Consider the following 19,405-nt stretch of genomic DNA (forward strand, 5'->3'; position numbering starts at 1 on the left):
TTATAGGGTTAGGAGGAAAAATGAAGAGATTATTTGTTATTGCTCTATTGCTCATCACTTTTTCAATGGCTCTGACTAATTTTTTCTTAAACAAGGCAGATCATCACGGTCAAATAAGTAAATTGGGTAAAGATAACTTCTCGTTGTTGCCACTCTATATAGACCCAGAGGCTGAATATAACCCACCCCAAATACACTTTGATGATGAAACAAATGTCAGTGGTGAAATAAGTACAGTCTGTAATTTGAAAAATGGTCAAGAAGTTAAAGTGTGGTTGAGGGATGACGAAAGTGCCCCGTTAGCTGACAAAATCAAGGTCGTAAATGAGGACAGGAAGTAGGTTGTAATAGTGTTCTTACATTAAGAACAGAGGAGGTGCGAATGGATATTGGAAAAGAATATTTGAGAATCGTAATCGAACGATTTCACAGTATTAAAACACTAGGAGATAAGACACTAAGCCAACTGCCAGAAGAAGAAATCCATTGGCGTTTTAATAGCGAATCCAATAGTGTAGCCATCATCGTGAAGCATCTAAGTGGAAACATGATCTCGAGATGGAGTGATTTTTTACATTCTGACGGGGAGAAAGATTATCGAAATTGTGATGGAGAATTTATAGATGATATACCTTCGAAAGAGGAACTCATTTCTGTTTGGGAGAATGGTTGGACAGTGCTATTTAAGACACTCAAGGGTTTGAATGAACAAGATTTACTCAAAACGGTATATATTCGTGGAGAAGCTCATTTGGTCTTAGACGCGCTAGAAAGACAGATGGCTCATTATGCGTCTCACGTCGGGCAGATGGTGTATATTGCAAAACAAGTAAAGGGTGAAAATTGGAAGAGTCTCAGTATTCCAAAAGGTAAATCAGAAGAGTACTTGAAGGAAATGCATGAGAAACATAAAGATCAATAGGCTTTCATTGAGGGTTGGAGGTTATGTCATGGAGACTTTACCAATAGCTGAAAAGCACAAAACTAAAGTCACAGAATTCTTTAAGAAGCAGTGGGGAAGTACCGAAATGGTCATCTCTTCAGGCGTTTACGATTGCAGTGCCTTGAATGGATTCATTGTAGTAGACCATAACGACGACATTAGTGGCTTGATCACCTACATCATGACCAACAACGAATGCGAAATCATTTCATTAGATAGTCTAGAAGAAAACAAGGGGACCGGAACGTCTCTCATACAAGCAGTAGAGGCGGTTGCGCGAGAGAATCAATGTACATACATTAAACTAGTCACAACCAATGATAAGCTAGCAGCGCTAAAGTTTTATCAAAAGCGAGGATATGTCCTATCCACTATACATAGAAATGCTGTTGAAGAAGCGAGGCATTTGAAGCCTGAGATTCCTTTGATCGGGAATGATGGCATCCCCATAAGAGACGAAATCGAACTGGAAAAGGTATTAAACTAAAGGTGGTGTGTACGGTGCTCATGCGATGAGTACCGTTTTTTATTTGAAATGCTGTTTAAAAGGGTAACGTTTAGTGAAAAAAAGAGGAAAGGAGGTGGTGGGCATGTGGTGGAAGCATCCCTATTTCAAATACATCACAGCATCGATCTTATTTCTGATCTTCGTCTTTTTCATGAGGGAACTACATATGATTTCCCCTTTCCTCACCGTATTTCGAACATTGTTTTATCCCATCCTGATCACGGGATTTCTATTCTATATTACGCGTCCCATCGTGGAGTGGCTGTCGACGAAGTTCTCGATTCCGCTAGTCGGGTCGATTTCGATTGTTTATGCCGTTCTGGCTGGCCTTATTTTTCTCGCAGGAAGGCAGCTGTTCTCTACGATCAAGCAGCAAGTAGAGGACATCTCCCACTTACCGACTCAGCTACAGAAAATGGCGGATAAAGCACGTCAGGAAGTGGAGAAAAATGATATGGGCATGCTGTCTACACATTCCTTGGAGCGCGAAGTGACGCAATACTTCAGTGATCTAGGACAGCGGATCGGTACTCATTTGACGGAAGTCTTCTCGACCGTAGTCGGAGCGGCTACAGTACTGCTGATTATTCCGCTGCTTTTGTTTTTCTTTTTGAAAGATGGCCGAAAGCTGGTTCCTTTCCTCACAAGGGCTGTACCAGGCAAATATAGAGAAGAAGCCGTTCACTTATTAGGGAAACTCGACCGCACGCTTGCGGCTTATATCGTCGGACAAATGACGGTCGCGGCTGTCGACGGTGTGCTGATGTATATCAGTTACCTGATTATCGGGCTTGATTATGCGCTTCTGTTAGGGCTGTTCGTTGTCGTCACCGCCATCATTCCGTTCTTCGGTCCCATTATCGGCGTAATTCCTGCGGCAGTCGTAGCATTGACGCAAGACCCGATGCTCGTCATCTACGTCTTGATTGCGTTAATCGTCGTCCAACAGCTCGAGGGCAATTTAGTGGCTCCTTTAGTGCTTGGTCAAAGACTCGAGGTACACCCGATGACGATCATTTTGCTGCTTGTCATTGCGGCCCCGCTTGCTGGATTTATCGGCATGGTGATTGTGATCCCTCTGTATTCTGTCGGGAAAGTATTAGTCAAAGCTTTTTACCGCTTTTTACAACTGTCAAAAGGTAAATCAGGAGAACAAGTGCCTTGATGTTTGTTTAAAAAGCATGTGCGTCGGTTCAAGTCAGCCGACGCACATGCTTTATGGACTTCTAGTAATAACGGTTACCTTGGGCATCGACATACATCGTTTTAATGATTGTGCGTTCAAACTTCTCTTTGTTATATTTTCCTTCGACCTGTATTGTCATGTTGTACATACCCTCACCGAGGTTCGGAGGAGTGAAGGAACCGTTCGACTGTTTAGCAGCTGTCACTTTTCCTTGTTTCAATTTCCCGTTCTTATAATACTCGAACGTCATCGTCGTTTTCGCTTTGAGGTTGTTATCTTTCACTTTGATGTTCTTCTCATCTAAGGCGACTTGGACGAGATTGTTCAACGGACTGTCAAAAGTCGTGTTCAACAGATAACGTTCCTCGGAACCAGACGTTGCCTCAATCGACCATTGTCCAGCGGCTGGGTTATCGATGGTGATCGAGTGGTGATAGGCGCCGTCAAAATAGCCGGTTTCATCCTGGTTCGTTTGAAAAGCGGTATGCGTTTGGTTGTTCGGGCCGATGAGTTTCAGCGCCGTGTTTTTCTGATCGCTGATCCAGTCGAATGTGACCGAGTTTGCGCCAACTTCCACTTGTACGTCTTCGGTGCGCTGCCCTTGGTACTGTCCACCCACAACATATTGGCCGGCTGCTTCTTCACCAGCTTCTTTTTCTTCGAGACTAGTGGTTTGAAGGCTTGCGAGTGAATATTGGTTTTCATTCAGGTAACTTTTAAATAGCGGGAACGTGGTAGAGCCTTCTTTGATGGTCGTGTGGTTCCAATCGCCGACAGCAAGTTCCGTTGCGTAAGGCAATCTCGAATTTTTCACCGTGACGGCGCCGTCATTGCTGCCATACGGCCATAAGTATAGACCACCCCAGTAAAGGGCGCTTCCGAAGCTTCCCCATTTGGTTCCGCCAAACGTATAAATCGGTGTGTTGTTGACATTCGGATGACTGTCGGTCTGTGAGCGGAAATAGTTCATGTAACCGGTCTGCAGGGAGTAGGTTGCATCATTTTGACTGCCGATGATCGTGGCCAACCACCCAGCGCCGCCGCTATAGGCGAGATCTGCGAGTTGGGATCCATAATGGGGCGAGGACAGCGTGATCAGACGCTCTACATAAGGGTCTGCGCCATAATGGACAAGTGCTGATTGGGTGTCGATGCCGCCTTTGCTATGAGCGACGACTACGACTTTTTCCCCGAAATGCTGATAGATTTCTTGGATTTTCTGAGATAGGAGAGAACCGTTGTCCCACATGCTCTTGGTTGGATATAAGTCGACGAAGGAGGTTTCATACCCGTTCTGATAGGCGGTGCTATACATATTGTTGTTTTCCCACCACGTGTTGGAGGCGCTGTTCAACCCGTGCACGAACAAAATCGGATGCTTCGAATCGGCAACACTAGAAGGCGTTTCACCAAGGTACCAGACACCAGGATTACCCGGCGCTAGGTTGTCTTTGATTGAGCCGGCGTGACTGAAGGAAGGGACGACGAGGGAGAACATGACGAAAAGGACGAACAGTTTTCTCATAAACTTATCTCCTTTATGCTTTTTTAGGGCAGTCATGAGGAAGCTCTTAGGGGCACCCAAACCCATTATATCGGGATTTGCGGGGCGTTGAGTACCCTTTATGGAAAAAGAGGAAATAAGTGGTATAATTATGCTTGTGCTTTTCCTGCCAAAGAAGCATTGATAAATCAAACCAACTATGAATACGCTTACATTAATGGTAAAATAGAAGTGTAGACAAGTTCTCATCAATTATGGGAGGGTTACCGAATGACGATAAAAATGCTCGTCGCTTTTGATGGTAGTGAGTTGAGTAAACAGGCCCTGGCCGAAGTGAGAAATCAGGCCGTCAATGCAGAGGATAAAGAAGTGCACATCGTTCAAGTAGCCAATCCGGCAGGCCCGTCCACGTTCGCTGCGGTGTCCCGCGAGATATCCAAAGAGATGGCCGAGACGCTGGAAGGGGATATGGAAGAGGTCAAAAAAGAGCTGGTGCAGGAGGATTACCGCGTCATCACGAAGGTGATCGTCGGTAAAGATAACCCAGGAGTCGCGATTTGTGAATATGCCAAAGAACAGGACATGGATTTGATCATCATCGGAAACCGTAAACTGGGCAATGTGAAACGCCTCTTCCTCGGAAGTGTCAGTAACAATGTCGTGCAGAATGCGCCATGTCCGGTGCTGGTGATGAAGTAACCTATTGATGGGATCAAGGATGCAACGTCCTTGGTCTTTTTTTGTTAAAGTAAAATCGGAGGAGGTGTCCAAATGGAAGACGCAATACCGTTACTGAAGCGAGCCGTACAATACCAGATCGAACTCAGCCACACCCCATTCAGAGAAGAATTCATCGACGGCGCCGTTCCGATGCTGTGGCAAGGCGAAAGGCAAGCAGGCAATATTGTCACGATCGGCACAAACCCGACGGCTAAAGAGTTTCTCACCACCGACCTCACCATCGCAAAAGACGGCCAGTCCCAACCGTTCACAGATGCGGGTGAGCACGCCCTCGAGCATTACCTCAAGAACGACCACAAGCTAAAGCAAACCATTGACTATTATGACACCTACTTCAAACGGGATACGACGTACCGCCAATGGTTCGGCAAACCGAACGGCGCCAAACTGGAAGGGTTCCTGAACGGCATGGGCGCTTCCTTCTACCCCACAAACTCCTACACCTCCGCCGTCCACGTCGACTATTTCCCTTTAGCCACCCGAAGGCAAATGGGAAAAATCAAAGGGAAAGACACCTTACTCGATGCTACCGAGACACGCGATTTACTCACCCGAACCTTGGATTTTTTACAACCTGACCTTGTAGTGGTTCTCGGCCTGGAACATTGCGGGCGGTTCCGGGACTTGAGCGGATGTAAGGTGGAATCCGTCGAAGGCTACCCTTCCGCGAGGTATCAAATCGGCTGTTACCAAAGACTCGGAGTGCCGCTCATCGGGCTTCATTTCAAACCTTCTGAAGTATTCCTTGGCCTTGGCGGAGGAGCGGATGAGAATGGGCGGAATCATGGGACGTATGCGGGGGAAGAGGCGCTTCGGTTTATGGGGGAATCGATTGCTGCTTCAGAGAATTTATAGAGACGAGACACTGTGTTGGTGATGAAGATCAATAAACTCTATCTGTGATCAAGGATGCTTCTTCCTTGGTCTTCTTTTGTGGGAAGGGATCTGATCTATAAGGCCGTACGAAGGAATTTGTTAATGGATTTATCTTACTTACATATATTGATACAGAGATCACGGAGAATTGTTGTTGAGTCTAGAAGTGGAGGAAAAACAAAATGGACCATCATCTAAAGGAAATTCTGAAGCCTTTCTTATCTCCTAACGCACATGTTCTGGATTATTCCTTGCAGGAGAGAAAAGAATCGGGTAAAGGGGAGATATGTGAAGTTTTGGTCGCTTATGAATGGAGGGGTGATCATTATGTAGTTGTGTTGAATCACGACCAATCTGACTGGCGAGTGATCGGAACGATAGATGGCACTGGGAACTCTTTTTCCTATTTTCATCAACCCAGTGAGAACGTGCTGAAGATCGGGTGGGAAGAAGCTGGGGCTATTCATTATGAGAAAAAGGGGCGAGGCTATGAAATCTGTAACATAGTACGCGATGATTGTACGTATCAACCTTTTGATAATCAGTCAGGCATTGATTTTTCCGCGTTGACCTATGTCTGTTCAGAGACGAAAAGGGATCCGCGACTGGAGGCGGCCATTGAAAAAGAGTTTGACGTAAAGCTCAGTGAAGTTAACATTCGGTACTTCTACAATAAAATCGACTTGAATGATGATGGGATAGAAGAGGTGTTTGTTTACCTTGTCGGGCCTTTCGTTTGTGGAACAGGAGGGTGTAGCGCAGTTCTGTTCGGGCAAAAGGAAGGGGAATACCTTCCGTTATCGAGGTTTTCCTTGGTGCGAAATCCTGTGATTGTAACAAATACAGTCACCAATGGATATAGAGATTTGATTATGTATGTGGCTGGCGGTGGAATCGAGAGCTTTTTTGCCCGCTTGTCCTATGATGGTTCAACCTATCCGCTGAATCCATCTGTTCAGCCTAAGGTGGAGGCGGGTACCAAGGTTGAGGGAGTTGCGATTGTAGCGGATGATCTAGCTGAAAATCCTGGCATAGGGAGATGAGACACAATGAAAGGCCCCTTAGCTTTAAAGACAAGCCTCGGAACCTTTTACGTAACTTATTCTCGACCGGCGCCTCTTTCAAAAGCGGCCAAATGATTCAGCGATGCATTGCGGAGCTGAGAAAATACGATCCGTGCATCGGCTGGAACTTGATAGCTTAAGAATTTCTCATACATTGCGATATTCTCTTTCTCTGCTTGCACACCCGCTGCATAGGCTGCTTTCAGACTTTCCGGCGTTGTCACATAATTCGTGGAGTCATCGACAGGTACAGGGGTTTGGTAACGGTCGAACAATGTATTCAATGCTTCGATATGACGCAGTTCTGCCTGCTGGATCCTTTCAAACGTGCGAACCGTTCCGAAGTTGTTCAGCACATCGTCATAACGGGATTGTGCCAAATACTCATCTTGCATAGCGTACACGAGCGCTTCTGGAAAAGTAAGTGATTCAGCGTTCAACGCGCCTTTCGCTCCATAATCCTGCTCGTTTTGTCGATAAGAACAAGCATGCGACTGATTCATGAAGGAGAGGAACCATACAGCGTGGTTCTGTTCGTCCGCTGCCGCTCGGCGAAAAGTTTCTTTAATGGAAGAGTCGTCAGCTTGATCGGCAATATCCAAATAAAAATCGACCGTCTTCTGTTCGTCTCGAAAGGCAGCCTGTATGCCAGCTCGATACGTATTCGCGCATGGTTCGGTGATTTGCGGCTGTGGCTTCGCTCCTGTCAGTAAGGTATAAATACTCGAAAAAGCATCAAAATGATGTTGTTCATCGTTTCGAATTTCTTCTGTTTGTTCACGCTCAAACGAAGTGGGGGCGAGGTCTGCCAATTTTTCATAACAAGCGATGGCAGAGTACTCCCCGTTGATTGCCTTCTGGATGTCAGCGGCTAAGGTGTTCGTATTCATCGTCGGCCTCCTTGATGGTCATCACCCATAGCCTATGCTTAAGGTTCGGAGGGCGTGTGTTCCACTAGCTCAGCCTGAACGATGATGCGGTGGGTGGGATTACGGATCGGATGGCACGTAATCAAGGTGATCGTTGAACCATCGGAAAAAGGTTCAAGAACGGAGACGTCCTCCGGTTTTACAAGAAAGGCATTTGTAACTTCGTATTGAAGCGGTCCTTCGTTCGTAGTGGCGAGTATGGTATCGCCTTTTTCTAGTTCATCCAGCCTATTAAACAAGCGACCGAATGAGTACCCACGGTGGGCGGCGAGTGCCGCATTGCCTTCTTGTCCGATGAAGGGCGTGCCCGTCAGGTGGCCGACCGCAGAGGCTAAACTTTCTTCAGTTGCTCCTTCTAGTATAGGAAGTTTCAACTCGATGGAGGGAATCTCTAAGGTGCCCATCATCTCATCAGGAAGCGGTGCAGCAGTCGTTGCGGCTTGGGCTTCCGACTCAAATACATCGGTTACGTCCTCCAGACTCTGCGCCGCAACTTGGGAGTCAGGGGAGAGGTGTTGCTCATATTGATCCACGAGCTCCGTTTGTTTCTTTTCCATATATTGATTTTCAACAAAGGGAAAGGCTAGTACACCAACGCCAATGACAACTAAGATTAATGAGACCCACTTCATATGTAATCTCCTTTCGGTAATAAAAAAGGAGGAGCATCTCGGATCGGATTCTCCTCTTACTCTCTTCTTTTGCGCATAACGGTTGTGGTGTAGAATCCGAGTCCCGTCATCAACAGGAATCCTCCAATTAGATAGTAAAGGGTTGGTGGTGCTTCGCCTGTTTGAGGGAGGCTACTACCGAATACGGATGACAGAATGGGTTTCTGATCCAAACTTTCTGTATCAACGGTTGTGACAGTTGTGGAATTTGACGTTTCTGCTACAAAATTCAGTTGGAGTGCTGTGGAAAGACCTTGAAATTCATTCCCTGACTCAGGAGGAAAGGAGACCTTAATAGTCAATTGTTCTTGTTGATCAATGGACAATGGTCTTTCGGCTGTTAGGCCATGGAACCCGGATATTTTTCCACTGTATAATTCCTCTGAATCGACCATCACCAGCAACTCCAACTGATTGTAAAATGCTTTTTGGTTTTCTAAAGTATTTACAATATTTCCATCTTGTCGTTCAATTGTGTATTCCGTTATGTTGTGCCTTTCCGCAGATAAATGGTAAGTTAAGTCGTCATCTCTAATATTTTTTATGTCATAGTGTTTAGTTAAAGTATCACCTGGTTTGATGTTTTCAAATTTTAGTAGATGTTGATTAGCAGAGAATGTGATTTCTACTGAAGAATTTGTTGCATGCGCTGCGGGAACGAATAGAAAGGTGATAAGTATGAAAGCGAATGTTGTATAGATCATCTTATTCATGGTATTCCTCCTTGTTCGGAGATATAAAGAGTGGGCATGTAAATCATGCCCACTGCTTGGTATTGATAAATTTGATGTGATTAATTAGTTTGAGCTGCCAAATGTTGTACTAATTTATTCCTCTAATGCGTTTAAATCTAAAACGTTCTCACCATCTTGGAAGTCTCTACCTTCTTGTTGAGAAGCTACGAATTTAAATTTGACATTCATTGCATCACCTTGAAACTCGTTTCCTGCTTCTGTATCAAACTCAAGAGTGATTGTTACGGGGTCATTATCTGTTAAATCATTTAGATAAGCACCTATAGTGTCTGCACCAGCAGTTTCTTTTGGAAGGCTGCCATTTTGCTGGCCTCCAAGATACAAATCAGATTCCGCTTTTAGTTGTGCTAGAGTTCCAGTATAGGGTGTGTTCCCGTTTGTTGGAGTGATAGTCACGTTAATCATATCAGCAAAATCATCAGCGTAACTTTTTCCTGATGCACTATCATTTGTATAAAGGTTCTTTCCATCTTTAAATCCATTGTAATCGCCCAATATCTGTACTCTGTCTACTGACAAGGAACCAGTATTTGTTACCCTTATTTTTTTAGTGATTTTATCGCCCGGTTTAAAGTTTGTTAATTCCGTAGTAAATACTTTACTTCCAAGTACTCCAGACATATCATTTTTATAAAGTTCGATATCTAGTATTCCTGCAGCATAAGTATCTGTAGTTTCTTCTGTATCGGTGAACGCAGCATAAGTACCGCCACCTACTAAAGATAAACCAAGTGCTCCTGTCATTGCTCCCATTGCTAATTTCTTTTTCAAGCTCATTTGTTCTTCCTCCTCTAAAATTATGTTCTATTATATTTTGAACCCCTACTTATGTAAGGAATTTCAACGTTTTAGGTGGCCGAATTCTTCTTGACCAGTTCTTTCTCAAATTGTTTAATGCCACCCCAGATTTGGTAGCCTGCATAGATAAGTAGTAACAAGCCGGGGATGATCATCAGTGCCAGACTTCCAGCTTTTGATGTGGCGTAACTCATTAAATATCCGGCATAAGGAATAGTGAAGTCAGCATATTGCCCAACGACATTCTGGGCGAGGACAGGCTCTGTGTCAGCGGCGTTGTTGTTGTCCCCTTTGGTTACATAGGAGACGGATTCTCCTGTTTTGGTCACATCAACCACACGGTGGGTGATCAAAGATTCATCTTTATTGAGAAAAGTTACGACATCCCCTTTGGATAGCGTGGATTTTTGTTCCTCTTCCAAAGGTTTTATAGCAATGATGGAACCTGTTTGAATCATCGGTTCCATGGATCCTGAAAGAACCGTCTTAATTTGGTGGCCGAACACTTCCGGCTCACCCCCTGAAGCTTTGGCTGATATGACGATGAACGTCATGGCAATCAAGGATATGAATAGAATCACGTTAAGGGAGCTGCTCAACACCTTAAGCGTTTTTTTGAATGTCATGGATTAATCCTCCGTATCTGATTTTTTGTCTTCTTTCTCTTTCTTCTCTTCCTTAGTCGGCGGAGCTTTCTCTGGAGGCTTTTCTTTCTTGGCCTCTTCCTTATCTGGTGGTGTCTCGGACTTTTCTTTTTCTTTAGGCGGTTCAGGAGCAGGTTCTTCTTTTTTCTCCTTCTTCGGTTCAGATGGTTTTGGCTCTTTCTTTTTAGCTGGAGGTGCCTTTTCCTCTTTTGGCGGATCATCTTTCGGTTTATCTTTAGGCTTTTCTTCTTTCTTTTCTGCCGGCTCTTCAGGCTGATCGGATGTATTTTCTTTCGTCGTCTCTTCAGGTGATTCAGCTTTTTCTTTGTTTTCTTTTTGTTTATCTAACTCTTTCTGTTTCTCCAGTTCTTCCTGCTTTTTCTTCTCCTCTTGTTTCAGGCGCTCTTTTTCTTTCAGCTCTTCTTTTTTCTGTTCTATTTTTTCATTCATCCTGAGGAGGTTTTGGCTGGCGTCGTTTAGCTTATCAATACGTTTCTGTGCTTTTTCTGTCCAATCTTTCTCTAATTGAAGGAAGTCTTCACTCCAATTGTCATTTCCACTCATAGCTGCTTTGAAAGAACGCTTAGTAGAAGAATTTGTTCTATATTGATCAGCTATATCGTTGCACTCCGCAATGATCCATGGGTGCAAAGACCAAGCTTCAGTGATTTTTTCTTTGAATAATAAAAGGATTTGATGCTTGTCCACCTCTAAACAATTTGGGTCGTAATGTCTATAAGACTTTAAATCTTGAACGATGGTTCGGATCTCTTGAAGCTCTTTTTTGATTTGTTTGCCAAGGTTTTGGAACTCTTTTTGGTTTGCTTTTAATTGTGTCGCTTGACTTTGATAACTTCTTTCGGCTGTTTCGATTTCTTTTGATAACTGTTCTAACTCATCTATTGAAGGGTTTTCAGGTAATGTTGGCGAATGGGTAGTAATGGACATACTAGGTAATTTTCTGATTTTCTTTTCTATTTGAAGTAAAGCTTCGATGTGTGAAATTAAGTCAGAGAATTTCTTTTCGATAGTAGAAGGAAAGACCGGGCACATCGACACCTGGGCATTCACTCTTTCAACATCACCGAAAGTGCTGTAAGTTTGTCCTGTAGCTTGAGCTGTTCCTGTAATTAATAACGAACACATGGCTAGTCCAGTTGTTAACGATTTCGCTACTTTGATAGCTTCTTTTTGTTGGGCTTTTTTATCTCTGTTGCAACGAGTTGAACGCTTCTCCATTGAGGGTAAGCCCTCCCTTCATTTACCTTTTGTTCTTTATAAAGAACTCATGTTGTGAGTATATATTCCAATTAAGGAAATGAAAACCTTTAAAAAAAGCTTTATTCTTTATAGAGAACAAACCAACCTCTGTTTTACTCTGTTTTCCTTCTAATTACTTACGATTATATTTAATTTATGAAAAATAAACCTTTTTAGAGAACGCTTTATGACAGAGGAGGAGGATTCCGTGATAAGCATTACTGATTTAGGGAATGACCAAATTCACTCAGACATGCTCGATGAGTTCGTGCGCTATCAACGAACAGAAAAAGTCATCGCTAAAGCCAACGGTAAATTTGTGGAAAGAACAGATGAATTTGAAGATGACTGGACCATTGAAGATAAACGTAGAATCGTAGAACATTTTTCAAAAGTGATAGAAAATGGGGGATCGGTCGTCGTGGCGGAGATTGATTACAAAGTGATAGGGTTTTCCGTCATTGAAGCGGATTCATTTGATGAATACAGAGAGCTTTCGTATATCCACGTATCCGCTCCTTATCGCGGCATGGGGGTAGGAAAAGAGCTGATGGACGAAACGAAGAAACAGGCCATTATACTTGGAGAAGAGAAATTATACATCGGCGCACATCCGTCAATTGACACTCAAGCCTTTTACAAGAGAGCAGGGTGTGTACCTGCAGAAAAAATCAATCAATCTATTTACGAACGGGAACCACGGGATGTCCAGCTCGAACTATCGTTGAAATAAAAAAGACGCGAGCACTTAGCTCCGCGTCTTCAATCATTTCTAGGTGGTCGTAAAGTGATCAAATAGCCAATTAAACAAAGCAATGTAACGAGGTTAAAGAAGATGAACCAGTCTGCAGGGTGGGCATTATCCAGGCCTGCAACACCAGGTTTACTTAGATTGAGAGAGACTATGATAAATACTACGATCCCTGAAAAGAACGCTTTGTTCATCAGAAAAACCTTCCTCGCACTCACCTTAGACAAATATGTATGAACATCACGGACAACAAAAAACAGAATCCCCAGCACGAAAATCAGCACGACCCAATATTCAAAACCCAAACCGATCCCCCCTTTTCCATAAATCCTACCATATCCATCCATTCAAGAGCCATACACACGAAAAAGTCAGGCCCACTAAAGGCCTGACTTTTGGTTTACACCCATGTATAATCTTTGCCCCAGCTTTCCTTAGCTAAGGTCAGAATCTTGTTCACGATCGCCGTATCCACTGCATACGCATCCCCTTGTTCGTAAGGGTTATAATGGAAGGCGTATAGGCGTGACGTGAATTCATCAAACGGAAGGGAGCTTTCGCCTTCTTCCTCGCCATTTCCTTGAACGCTCGGTTCAATCGACTGTCCCCAGTTCTGGGAACCGTCGTTATTCGGGTTATAGAAAAAGACGCGGTACTCTCCGTCAGGTCCTTCGGCGATGCGGGTGATCGAAATCGCATGCAGGCCGAGAAGCTTGCCGTGTACATTGGTAATGAAAATCCCAACAGGGTTCGGGTAAATCAACTCGTAATCGTCGTTATATTCCGGGTGGTGTGTCGCATAAAAGAGCTTTACGAATCCAGGATAATCCAGTACATACCCTGTCAAAGGATCGAAGGCGGAGTTGAACCCTTTCTGTACCCAGTTGCCGTAAAAGGCCGGGTTGACCCAGCGGTGTCCGTCGTCTCCACGCAAGGCGACACGCGACATCATCTCACTATAGATACGATCAAGGTGAGGCACCAATACGAGCGACACAGGGTCGAGTTCTGTGTGCAAATTCGGCGCAAGTCCGCCACTTAAGTGCTGGGAATTGATTGCCTGACCTTCGAACGTAAAGTCGATATCCCCGTCACGCGCAGCTCTCGGAATGATTTCTAATAAAAAGCCAGGTGCGTGCTGAGCCCACAGGCTGATGCCACGCGCGGCTTGGCAGGTCGGGTTGAATCCTTGGCCGACGCCAAGAGGCTGCCCGAGAACTTGAATCGTTCCAGCGACTAGAATACTGTTTGCTGTCAAGCCTTCCCCGGCTTGACTCGCTTGATACAAATCTTTCCGCACCTCTGGTCGGATATCAAGTTCAATCAGACGACGAAGTCCCGGTGCAACGGGCGAATGAGAAAGTACGCCACGCTCAAGCATCAGCGCGAGGCCGTAAATCGCTTGTCGTGTCGCTGGGAAAATGGCAGCCTTGATCATCTGCCTGACAAGCTCATCGTTTTCTTCTAAGTTGGCAAGCCCTTTACTGTTCAAACCGAGGGCGTACGTTAATAAGCCTGGCATCCGTTTGCTCAAGAAACGGATCAGCGTAGCATGATGCGGCGCCACGAGCCCTGTCGTACGCATTGATTTTGCCAAGGAGACACTCTCCGAAATCAGGTCGTTCCGCTCCATGTCTTTCAGTTGTGATCGATACGTATGCAAGTCTTTGTATTTATGACTCAAAGGGGAAGGTCCTTCTAAAGCCGCAATATACGTTTGCAGCTGCTCCTGATCCTCAGGTTCACTATCCGCATTTGTCATTTGCTTCGCGGTTTGAATCATCGATACGATGCGCTTGATCATAATCGGACGTTGCGCGGTCAAGCGCTCGATTTCTGAAATGAGCGTTCTCACTAAGGCTTTTGAAGATAAATGACTGATGAGAAATTGGAAAAGCTTCTGTGCTTTTTCACTATTTCCACTATCGTCCTCAACACGAGAGCTTTCACTCGCATCAGGGAACAATATATCTAAATTCAAGACCATCACTTCATTCAGGAACTCTTCCGCCATTTCTTTCGAGACGGTCGGATTCGTCGCGTCACCTTTAGCAATAGCGAGCATTCTCAGTTCACTGAGCACTTCAATGATCGTCGGTAATCCTTTCGCTTTTAAAGAACCCGCGACGAGGGGTGGCTGTAATTTATCGGCAGATTCCCACGGTCCGTCCTGGAAAACGCCGGATTGTTCAAACTGGTTTGCATGTTTGTAGAGGTGTTCGAGTCCATCCTCCATTTCGATAAGGCGATTGGCTTCCTGATAGACATCTGTTTGGTATTTCGATTTGACGAACGGTTGGGCTTGATCCAAATCATTCAAGGCTTTTTCAAAACGTTCAACTATGACACCAGTCGATTGAGGCATGCGTCTACTCCTTTCTAAAAGCAGTCCTTACACGTAGAAATCGTATTGTTCGTACTCTTTAAGCAGGTGTCTCATTTCTTCACTGTCCTCGCCGAAGAAGAAAATGGTTCCGTAATGGTTCCCGAAACCGATGCGTTCGGCTACTTTTCCTTGGGCAGGGGTGAACAGGTCATGTTTCTCGAAGTATGAATGGTTCTCGAGCTCTTCTGGAACTTCCAAATCTTTCACATATTCACGTTGTGGATGCACCATTAAGCAGCCCGCAAACCCTTGATAGTCGTACGGATTCGGGAAGAATAATTCTAGTTCTTCAGGCGTCGTATTCGGATCGCTACATAGAATTTGGGCTTCGTATGCGCTGAATCCGTAAGCGCGTTCGATCAGTTCGAAAATGTGTCCACCAGGAACGCGTGCCGCCACTTCGCCGAAGTGAAGCGTGCCGTTTGGTGTAATGAAATATTCAGGGTGGATGACGCCGTACTCGATTTCGAAGGCATCGACAAGCTGTTGCACCGCTTCTTCGATCAATGGGCGTTTTTCGCGCAAGGATGGAGAAGCAGGTACGAAGTTGGAGTAGCCTAAACGGACGTACTCGGTAATATTTAAAAATTGTACTTTCCCTTTATGAATGAAGGCCTCGACGGAGAATTCCTGCCCGTCTAGATGGCTTTCCATCAATAATGGGAAGTCTGTATCATTGATTTGATCAATCTCATCGACGGTGCGAATCGCCAAGTGGCCGACAGATCCCGCTTTGTCTAACGGTTTCACGTGAATCGGATCTAAGACGTCCCCATCGATTTTCAACAACGCCTCATTGACCCGGCGCAAGAAACGTTCGATATCTTCTTTATTATGTGCCTCTTCAAATACGCCGACTTTAATCCCGGCGATTTGCGCTTTACGCTTCATCATTCCTTTATCACGTAAGAGTAAGGAACGGTTGAAGATGCGCGGCTCTTCACGGAAACGAGCATTCAAAGCACCAGCCCACTCGACACATTCTTCATATAATGGAACGGCGACTTCCACGCCAAGTGCGTTCAATTTCTTATACAACTGATCCGAACCTTCATTCAATTTATTAAAGTCCCAACCAACAAAACGGATATCGTGTTTCTCTGCATAAGACTCAAATTCAGGAGGACCGACAACAACAAATGGGCGCTCCATGCGCGCCGCGGCTTCAATCGCCTGCAGACTCCAGCCGATCAAAGCGGTTAAATAGGGCTTTGTTTCCGGCTTTTTCTCAGATTGTTCTACAGACGTATTTACTTCCATTTGATCCAGTTCCATTTTTAAATCTCTCCCTTTTAATTAAAGAATGTGGAAAGTGGTGATGTCCTCTCTTTAAAGTACCAAATGCAAGCAGAAACTGTAAGTATTAATTGGCGATTCGACAAAGTTTTTCAAAAAATATGACGATTCGTGTGTATAATAGGGCATGTACATACTAAACAGAATGGAAGGTGTTCTTTTGTGTCTTGGAAAAAATATTTACTGATCGCAGCTACTATTCTCTTTTCATCAATGACCATCCCCACCACAATATCAGCTCAATCGTCGTATTCACCTCAGATTGTTGAATACAAGTATTCTTACAAAGTGATGCACGGCATCATTCAAACGTTGAAAAAAGAAGAAGGGATGCACGTCTTCGAAGCCATCGAAGAAATCGAGTCTATGCCACAAGTCCGAGCGATGGATCTGTACTTGGACAAACTGGGTAAAAAAGTGGACGGAGACGATATCCGCTGGACCGTTCGAGAAATTTACAGCATCAACCTCGATGCCGTTTCAGAATTAGATGCAGGAAAACAAGTGACGAGCTACCCTGAAACGATTATGGAAGGGGTTGAGGAATCACTATCTGACGAACAAATCGAAGGAACTATAGAAGAATATATTTTCTCTTTATCTAAAGTCGAGGTCATGGATTTATATTTGGAATCCTTGGAAGGAACGCCGACAGGGGCAGAAGCGCGTGTATTGATCAATGATATTTTCGGAGTGAATTTAGACGGGATCTCCTCTTTAGAAAAAGCGGGCATCTCCCTATTTTCGAAAGAACAGTGGATCATGCAGAGTGAGAAGGATCTGTTTGCGGTTTACACAGGTGTGACGGATGTCGATGTGTATATTCTGCCGACAGAATATTTCACAGAACAAACCGGTTTAACTACATTACCGGAAGCGCTCCAAGAACGTTTGAAGGCGATTGGCTACTCCTATAATGAGGATGTTGGTGGTTATTATTACGCAGAACCCAACGGCGAATCTGTGCCAGATGCCTTCAAAGGCCAAACACTCGGCACCCTCGCCGGCTTTATCCAAGAGGAGTATGCTGAGCTCTTACAATAGTAAGTTCCTTTACGTAGTGAGTGCGGAAGAGGTTCGGGGGACGAGTCGCTTTCCGCGGGGTACCGTGAGCCTCCTCAGGCTGCGCCTTCCGGGGTCTCACGATGCACCTTTATCCCGCAGGAGTCTCCCCGTCCCCCGAACCTCTTCAATTTAGTGATCCAAAAGGAACTCGATTTAGTGCTCAACTAGGGTTGTGCTTATCACGTGCTGAAAGTAGTTTCGTCACTCCCATTGTTGCTGGGTGGTCGTGGCAATGGGGAGACTCCTGTGGGATTAAGCGGGACAGGTGAGACCCCACAGGGAGTGCAGCGACCGAGGAGGCTCACCGCCCGCCCCACGGAAAGCGACTCATTTCCACGACCGCCCTCATCTACCAGTCGATGACGAAACGGTCACTCCAGTAGAAGCGTCAAACCGTCGCTTTTGTTCATAGTTTGTTATAGTAATAGAAAAGCAAGCATGAGGTGAAAGCATGAACGCAGAACAAATCATCAAAAAAATGACAGCCCATACCCCGGCTGTGCTCGGCAACGAATCCTACCGCAACTATTCGATTCTCTTGCCGTTCATCGAAAAAGAAGGCGAGCTTCATCTCGTTTTTGAAGTGCGCTCGCTGAACATGCGCCGGCAGCCTGGTGAGATTTGTTTTCCAGGTGGACGTGTCGATGAAGAAGATGATCGTGAAAAAGATACCGCTGTAAGAGAAGCGATGGAGGAGCTTGGGATTGCAAACGGAGACATTACCCAAGTGTATCCTTTCGACTATATGGTCTCGCCGTTCGGGATGAAAGTGTCGACGTATGTGGGCTTCATGAATTGCTCGGAAGCGGAAATGGAGCCGAATCCAGCCGAGGTAGAAGAAGTGTTCACCGTTCCGTTGTCCTTTTTCTTAAACACGAAGCCAGATGCTCATTATGTGCGCATGAAGGTGGAGCCGGAAGATGATTTCCCCTTTGACCTTATTCCTGGAGGGGAGAACTACAACTGGACGACGCAGCGCTTTCCAGAGTACTTCTATCAATATGGTGACAAAGTGATTTGGGGGCTGACGGCAAGCGTCATTCTCCACTTTATCGAAATGATTCAGAGCTCAACCGACTAACCGGTTGAGCTCTTTAGTTTTTTACGGAGAAGGTCTTCGCATTTGTATAACACCTCTATATGTGTGCCTTCAACGGTATAGTGGTCGCCATCCAACGAAAAGACACTTTCGAGGCATGCATCTCCATCCCCTTCATTCGTGTACGCCGCACCGACAACTTTACCGTCAGCCCAATGATTCGATAATGGAGAAGGAACGACTTCTAAATACTTTATTGTTTCTTCATTTGTCCCTGCAATAACCGTCACGTCAACCTTACGCTGCTGTATCACTTCTTTATTGGCATTCAACCGATCGAGAAAGTGGTTTTGTGTCTGCATATCTCCATAGTTTACAAACGACTTTCCTTGATGGTTCATGATTACATAATTTCCATAATCACATCCTGGAAGTATGTTCTCGAGTCCTTTGAAGTGTTGGTGAATGGCAAGGATTTTGCTAGGAGGATAACGAAGGGCTAAGTAATCCACATATCCTTTCATATAAGAATGGACAAAGTTTATGGATGTGGATGGGACAGGTAGTTCGCCACCTGACCAGTAGCTGTAGTTGGGAGCGGAACCGGCATTAGGCGTGCAAAGGAGTATCATTTGGTCGACATCATCCACATAATCTGAGCTTTGAACGTACGCTCGAGATACGAGTCCGCCCATACTATGAGCGATCAAGTTCACCTTTTCTGAACCAGTCGTTTTCTTGGCATAGGCGATGGTGCGACGTAGGTAATGGTAGGCGGAATGATCGATGGGGTCGCTCCAATCATAGAAATTGATAAACAAGTCCTTGTTTCTTTTATACCCCATCGATTCTAACACGAGCACGAACGGTTCATATACCATGCCTGCCAATCCGAAACTCCACCCACCAGTACCGGGAATGATTTTATCGCTCATCGAACCAAATAACCCAGGGACAAAAACGATCGGGATTTTTTTCTTTGACACCAA

Annotated in this window: 21 protein-coding genes; 10 read left to right on the plus strand and 11 right to left on the minus strand. The window is 45.0% G+C overall.

The window, feature by feature from the left end; translation table 11 throughout:
• The first annotated feature begins 20 nt into the window (after positions 1-20).
• The 4 genes from H0266_RS08310 (at position 21) to H0266_RS08325 (ending at position 2,616) form a co-directional block, all read left to right on the plus strand.
• On the plus strand, positions 21-341 hold the full coding sequence (locus H0266_RS08310) for a hypothetical protein (protein ID WP_181471948.1): 321 nt from the start codon (positions 21-23) through the stop codon (positions 339-341).
• 41 nt (positions 342-382) lie between these two features.
• Complete coding sequence (locus tag H0266_RS08315; protein ID WP_181471949.1) at positions 383-922, plus strand: DUF1572 family protein; 540 nt, start codon at positions 383-385, stop codon at positions 920-922.
• Positions 923-950: 28 nt separating this feature from the next.
• Positions 951-1,430, plus strand: a complete 480-nt coding sequence (locus H0266_RS08320) for a GNAT family N-acetyltransferase (RefSeq protein WP_181471950.1) — start codon at positions 951-953, stop codon at positions 1,428-1,430.
• A 103-nt stretch (positions 1,431-1,533) separates the two neighbouring features.
• Positions 1,534-2,616, plus strand: coding sequence for an AI-2E family transporter (locus H0266_RS08325; protein ID WP_181471951.1), 1,083 nt, complete (start codon positions 1,534-1,536; stop codon positions 2,614-2,616).
• Positions 2,617-2,677: 61 nt separating this feature from the next.
• Here H0266_RS08325 and H0266_RS08330 read toward each other — a convergent pair whose 3' ends face one another.
• Positions 2,678-4,162 (minus strand): lipase family alpha/beta hydrolase, encoded by a 1,485-nt coding sequence (locus H0266_RS08330; RefSeq protein WP_181471952.1) that lies wholly within the window; start codon positions 4,160-4,162, stop codon positions 2,678-2,680.
• 249 nt (positions 4,163-4,411) lie between these two features.
• Here H0266_RS08330 and H0266_RS08335 point away from each other — a divergent pair, with 249 nt between their 5' ends.
• The 3 genes from H0266_RS08335 (at position 4,412) to H0266_RS08345 (ending at position 6,801) form a co-directional block, all read left to right on the plus strand.
• A complete protein-coding gene (locus tag H0266_RS08335) occupies positions 4,412-4,840 on the plus strand; it encodes a universal stress protein (protein ID WP_181471953.1) in 429 nt (142 codons plus the stop codon).
• Between the two features lie 72 nt (positions 4,841-4,912).
• Positions 4,913-5,737 carry a hypothetical protein gene (locus tag H0266_RS08340; protein ID WP_181471954.1) on the plus strand — a complete coding sequence of 275 codons (825 nt, stop codon included), beginning with the start codon at positions 4,913-4,915 and terminating at the stop codon, positions 5,735-5,737.
• 203 nt (positions 5,738-5,940) lie between these two features.
• The gene (locus tag H0266_RS08345) at positions 5,941-6,801 is read left to right on the plus strand and encodes a hypothetical protein (protein WP_181471955.1); all 861 of its coding nucleotides are present in this window, start codon (positions 5,941-5,943) and stop codon (positions 6,799-6,801) included.
• Positions 6,802-6,857: 56 nt separating this feature from the next.
• Here the strand turns inward: H0266_RS08345 and H0266_RS08350 are convergent, their stop codons facing one another.
• From H0266_RS08350 to H0266_RS08375, 6 genes are all read right to left on the minus strand, one after another.
• Positions 6,858-7,712 carry a ferritin family protein gene (locus H0266_RS08350; RefSeq protein WP_181471956.1) on the minus strand — a complete coding sequence of 285 codons (855 nt, stop codon included), beginning with the start codon at positions 7,710-7,712 and terminating at the stop codon, positions 6,858-6,860.
• A 38-nt stretch (positions 7,713-7,750) separates the two neighbouring features.
• Positions 7,751-8,383, minus strand: a complete 633-nt coding sequence (locus H0266_RS08355) for a class D sortase (RefSeq protein ID WP_181471957.1) — start codon at positions 8,381-8,383, stop codon at positions 7,751-7,753.
• 56 nt (positions 8,384-8,439) lie between these two features.
• Complete coding sequence (locus tag H0266_RS08360; RefSeq protein ID WP_181471958.1) at positions 8,440-9,135, minus strand: LPXTG cell wall anchor domain-containing protein; 696 nt, start codon at positions 9,133-9,135, stop codon at positions 8,440-8,442.
• 114 nt (positions 9,136-9,249) lie between these two features.
• Positions 9,250-9,954 (minus strand): TasA family protein, encoded by a 705-nt coding sequence (locus H0266_RS08365; RefSeq protein WP_181471959.1) that lies wholly within the window; start codon positions 9,952-9,954, stop codon positions 9,250-9,252.
• A gap of 71 nt (positions 9,955-10,025) precedes the next feature.
• Complete coding sequence (gene sipW, locus H0266_RS08370; protein ID WP_181471960.1) at positions 10,026-10,601, minus strand: signal peptidase I SipW; 576 nt, start codon at positions 10,599-10,601, stop codon at positions 10,026-10,028.
• Positions 10,602-10,604: 3 nt separating this feature from the next.
• Positions 10,605-11,858 (minus strand): hypothetical protein, encoded by a 1,254-nt coding sequence (locus tag H0266_RS08375; RefSeq protein WP_181471961.1) that lies wholly within the window; start codon positions 11,856-11,858, stop codon positions 10,605-10,607.
• A gap of 229 nt (positions 11,859-12,087) precedes the next feature.
• Between H0266_RS08375 and H0266_RS08380 the strand changes: the two genes are divergently transcribed.
• The gene (locus tag H0266_RS08380) at positions 12,088-12,612 is read left to right on the plus strand and encodes a GNAT family N-acetyltransferase (RefSeq protein ID WP_181471962.1); all 525 of its coding nucleotides are present in this window, start codon (positions 12,088-12,090) and stop codon (positions 12,610-12,612) included.
• A gap of 29 nt (positions 12,613-12,641) precedes the next feature.
• Here the strand turns inward: H0266_RS08380 and H0266_RS08385 are convergent, their stop codons facing one another.
• The 3 genes from H0266_RS08385 to H0266_RS08395 form a co-directional block, all read right to left on the minus strand.
• Entirely contained in the window at positions 12,642-12,935 is a 294-nt protein-coding gene (locus tag H0266_RS08385) for a hypothetical protein (protein ID WP_181471963.1), read from the minus strand.
• A 95-nt stretch (positions 12,936-13,030) separates the two neighbouring features.
• Positions 13,031-14,995 (minus strand): hypothetical protein, encoded by a 1,965-nt coding sequence (locus H0266_RS08390; RefSeq protein ID WP_181471964.1) that lies wholly within the window; start codon positions 14,993-14,995, stop codon positions 13,031-13,033.
• 27 nt (positions 14,996-15,022) lie between these two features.
• Complete coding sequence (locus H0266_RS08395; protein ID WP_181471965.1) at positions 15,023-16,291, minus strand: ATP-grasp domain-containing protein; 1,269 nt, start codon at positions 16,289-16,291, stop codon at positions 15,023-15,025.
• Positions 16,292-16,474: 183 nt separating this feature from the next.
• On the opposite strand from H0266_RS08395, the gene H0266_RS08400 reads away from it, so the two are divergent.
• Both H0266_RS08400 and H0266_RS08405 read left to right on the plus strand, forming a co-directional pair.
• Entirely contained in the window at positions 16,475-17,356 is an 882-nt protein-coding gene (locus H0266_RS08400; RefSeq protein ID WP_343063238.1) for a hypothetical protein, read from the plus strand.
• 472 nt (positions 17,357-17,828) lie between these two features.
• Positions 17,829-18,458: an NUDIX hydrolase gene (locus H0266_RS08405; protein WP_181471966.1), complete on the plus strand. Its 630-nt coding sequence runs from the start codon at positions 17,829-17,831 to the stop codon at positions 18,456-18,458.
• On the opposite strand, the gene H0266_RS08410 is transcribed toward H0266_RS08405, so the two are convergent.
• Positions 18,455-19,402, minus strand: a complete 948-nt coding sequence (locus tag H0266_RS08410; protein WP_181471967.1) for an alpha/beta fold hydrolase — start codon at positions 19,400-19,402, stop codon at positions 18,455-18,457. The two genes, H0266_RS08405 and H0266_RS08410, sit on opposite strands and share 4 nt — an antisense overlap.
• Between the last annotated feature and the right edge of the window lie 3 nt (positions 19,403-19,405).

The sequence above is a fragment of the Halobacillus locisalis genome, assembly GCF_013694105.1.
GTDB classification, from domain to species: Bacteria; Bacillota; Bacilli; order Bacillales; family Halobacillaceae; genus Halobacillus; species Halobacillus locisalis.